Genomic DNA, 2,494 nt, shown 5'->3' with positions numbered 1-2,494 from the left:
CGCCGCGGCCATCGCGACGGATCTGCTCGACGGGCCCGTCGCGCGCCGCCGGGGCGCCGCCACCGCCTCCGGTGGAGCGTTCGACCACGCGGCCGACTGCTTCTTCGTCACCAGCGGCCTCGCGGCGGGCGCGGTCCGGGGCGCGTTTCCCTGGATCCTGCCGATCCTCGTCGTGGCGGCCTTCGCGCAGTACGTCGTCGACTCGTCCTGGGCGCATCGCGGGAGCGGGCTTCGCACGAGCCGGCTCGGACGCTACAACGGCATCCTCTACTTCGCGCCGCTCGGCGGCGATATTCTCGTCCGGGCCGGGCTCCCCGCTCTCCAGCCCGCGGTCACCGTGCTCGTCTGGCTGCTCGTCGTGAGCACGGTGCTCTCGATGGCCTGGCGCCTGTGGGCGGTCACCAGGCCGTCGCGAAAAGCTCCCGGGTCGCTCGCCGGAGAAAGAGGAGACCGACCGCGGCGTTGAACAGGACGAAGAAGTTGTGCTGGACGAAGCCGAAGGTGGTCATCTCGCCCGGCCGATCGGGAAAGAGCACGACCCACAGGACGATGGCCACCGAGTGCATCGGCCCGGGCATGGCCGCGCCGAAGAAGATCACGGGCAGGTAGCCGAGCATCTCGACGACGCCGACGCTCACGCCGAAGAGTCTGAGCGCCAGCGCGTAGACGAAGATGGCTCCCAGCATGGCGGGGGACCGCAGCGCCAGCACGGCGGCGTAGTGCCGGAGCTTCGCCCTCCGGAACGCGCGGAAGAGCGGACGCTCGCGCACGGCGAGCCCGGCGCCGATCGTCCCGCGGAAGAAGAGGTGGACGACCACGAAGACCGCCGTGGAGCCCAGCGCGATCCAGGGGATCGCGTGGAAGACCGTCGGAAAGCGCTCCCACTGGAGGAGCACGCCGACCGTCGCCCAGCCGAGCAGGTAATAGTATTCGCAGAACATGATGAAGAGCATGCTCGAGCCGACCTCCCACGCGGGAATGCCGTGGCGCCGGCTCAGGTAGAGCGCGATGGCGCCCTTGCTGACCTGCTCGTTGACGATGGAGAGGATGTAGGCGCTGGCGCGGATGGGCAGCACGTCGCGATAGCGTAGCCGCGCGTTGAACCAGCCGATCACCCGCCATGCGACGAGGCTGTCGACGAGCAGAAAGAGCGCGCAGTAGGGGACCATCAGCATGAGCCAGCGCGACCAGGCGACGTGCTCGAAGATCGCGGCGAGGTACGGGAGGAGCCGCTGCCCCTCGGCCGCGGCGGCCCGGTCGAGGCGCACGTAGAGATACGCGAAGCAGGCGGCCGTGATCAGCCAGGGCAGGAGGCGCCAGCGCGCCTTCACGGCCGGACGCTCTCCCGGATCATGTCGTCGAGAGCGATGTCAGCTCCGCGGAGACCGGAGGCGATGTCAGCCTGGCTGAACGCGAAACACGTACACGAGGCGCTTGTCGGACACGCGTTGCCGCGGGTACTTCTTCGCCTTGGTCTCGAGCACGGCGTCCTTCTCGGCCGGGTCCGTGACGAGGACGGCGGTTCGATTGAAGACCTGCGCGCCGACCTTCAGGCGGACGTGCGGATCACGGACGATGTTCTGGTTCCACAGGCGGTCGCGGGGGAACTGTCCGCCCGGACGATACACGGACGTGAGGTAGAGCGCACCGTTGTGCGCGGTGCACGACGTGGTCACCGAGTGCGGCAGCCCGTACCAGGCCCGGGTCTGGACGAAGATCGTCGGGTACTTGTCGGTGAAGGACCAGTCGGTGACGGGCTTGGTGACGAGCTCGCCCGTGAGCCAGAGCCCGGGCCGGCGGTCCTTGGGATCGAGCCCCACGATGCTCAGCGTGACGACCGCCACCGCCACGCAGGCGAGCAGCGCCCCGACGACGATCAGCAGCTTCTTCATCAGGCGAAGACCTCGGCGAGCGTCAGCGCGACGTCGGGAAATGCTTGAAGCGAGACGGTCGCGGCACCGGTCACGCGGCTCGCGTCGCGATAGCCACCGGCGTCGGGCGTGCGGTGAACCTCGATACTCTCAGCGGCACAGTCGACCACCCAGTACTCGGGAATCCCCGCCGCGGCGTAGAGTCGGAGCTTGGTCGACCGGTCGTAGGCCAGTGAGCTCTCGGCCACCTCGATCAGCAGGAGCGCGTCGTCCGCGAAGGCCTCGCGCTCCTTGTACGGCACCGGGCGGCGACGGATGATCGCGAGGTCGGGCTCGGGCTCGGTGTCGTCGGCGAGGACGATCGGGCCCTGGACCGCCACGATGGCGCGACCGGCCAGGCGCGGGACCAGGAGCTGGGTCAAGTTATTGACGAATGCGTAGTGCCGCCGGCCGATGGGCGACATCGTGACGATCTCGCCCCGGATCAGCTCGACACGGTCGGTCGGCTTGAGGATGCCCACCTCGCCCATCCGGTGGTACTCCTCACGGGTGAAGAGTCGTCGTGCCGCCGCCACCTCGACCGCCATCGGTGTCCGTCCCTAGAAGGATACGTCTGAATGTCG

The 2,494-nt window shown here is 68.8% G+C and carries 4 protein-coding genes; 1 reads left to right on the top strand and 3 read right to left on the bottom strand.

Annotated features, from left to right (window positions below):
- Nucleotides 1–466 (top strand): CDP-alcohol phosphatidyltransferase family protein (locus VKG64_13110; protein HKB25980.1); only part of this gene is annotated, 466 nt, incomplete at its 5' end.
- On the opposite strand, the gene VKG64_13105 is transcribed toward VKG64_13110, so the two are convergent.
- The 3 genes from VKG64_13105 to VKG64_13095 all read right to left on the bottom strand — a co-directional run bounded on the left by VKG64_13105 (nucleotide 399) and on the right by VKG64_13095 (nucleotide 2,458).
- Nucleotides 399–1,331 carry a hypothetical protein gene (locus VKG64_13105; protein HKB25979.1) on the bottom strand — a complete coding sequence of 311 codons (933 nt, stop codon included), beginning with the start codon at nucleotides 1,329–1,331 and terminating at the stop codon, nucleotides 399–401. The two genes, VKG64_13110 and VKG64_13105, sit on opposite strands and share 68 nt — an antisense overlap.
- A gap of 66 nt (nucleotides 1,332–1,397) precedes the next feature.
- Nucleotides 1,398–1,892 carry a nitroreductase/quinone reductase family protein gene (locus VKG64_13100; protein ID HKB25978.1) on the bottom strand — a complete coding sequence of 165 codons (495 nt, stop codon included), beginning with the start codon at nucleotides 1,890–1,892 and terminating at the stop codon, nucleotides 1,398–1,400.
- Nucleotides 1,892–2,458 carry a Uma2 family endonuclease gene (locus VKG64_13095; GenBank protein HKB25977.1) on the bottom strand — a complete coding sequence of 189 codons (567 nt, stop codon included), beginning with the start codon at nucleotides 2,456–2,458 and terminating at the stop codon, nucleotides 1,892–1,894. Before VKG64_13095 ends, VKG64_13100 begins: the two co-directional genes overlap by 1 nt.
- Between the last annotated feature and the right edge of the window lie 36 nt (nucleotides 2,459–2,494).

The organism is Candidatus Methylomirabilota bacterium, from assembly GCA_035260325.1.
In the GTDB taxonomy this organism is placed as follows: domain Bacteria; phylum Methylomirabilota; class Methylomirabilia; order Rokubacteriales; family CSP1-6; genus AR19.
Note: the sequence above shows the minus strand (reverse complement) of the source record. Positions and strands in the feature narration are given on the sequence as shown.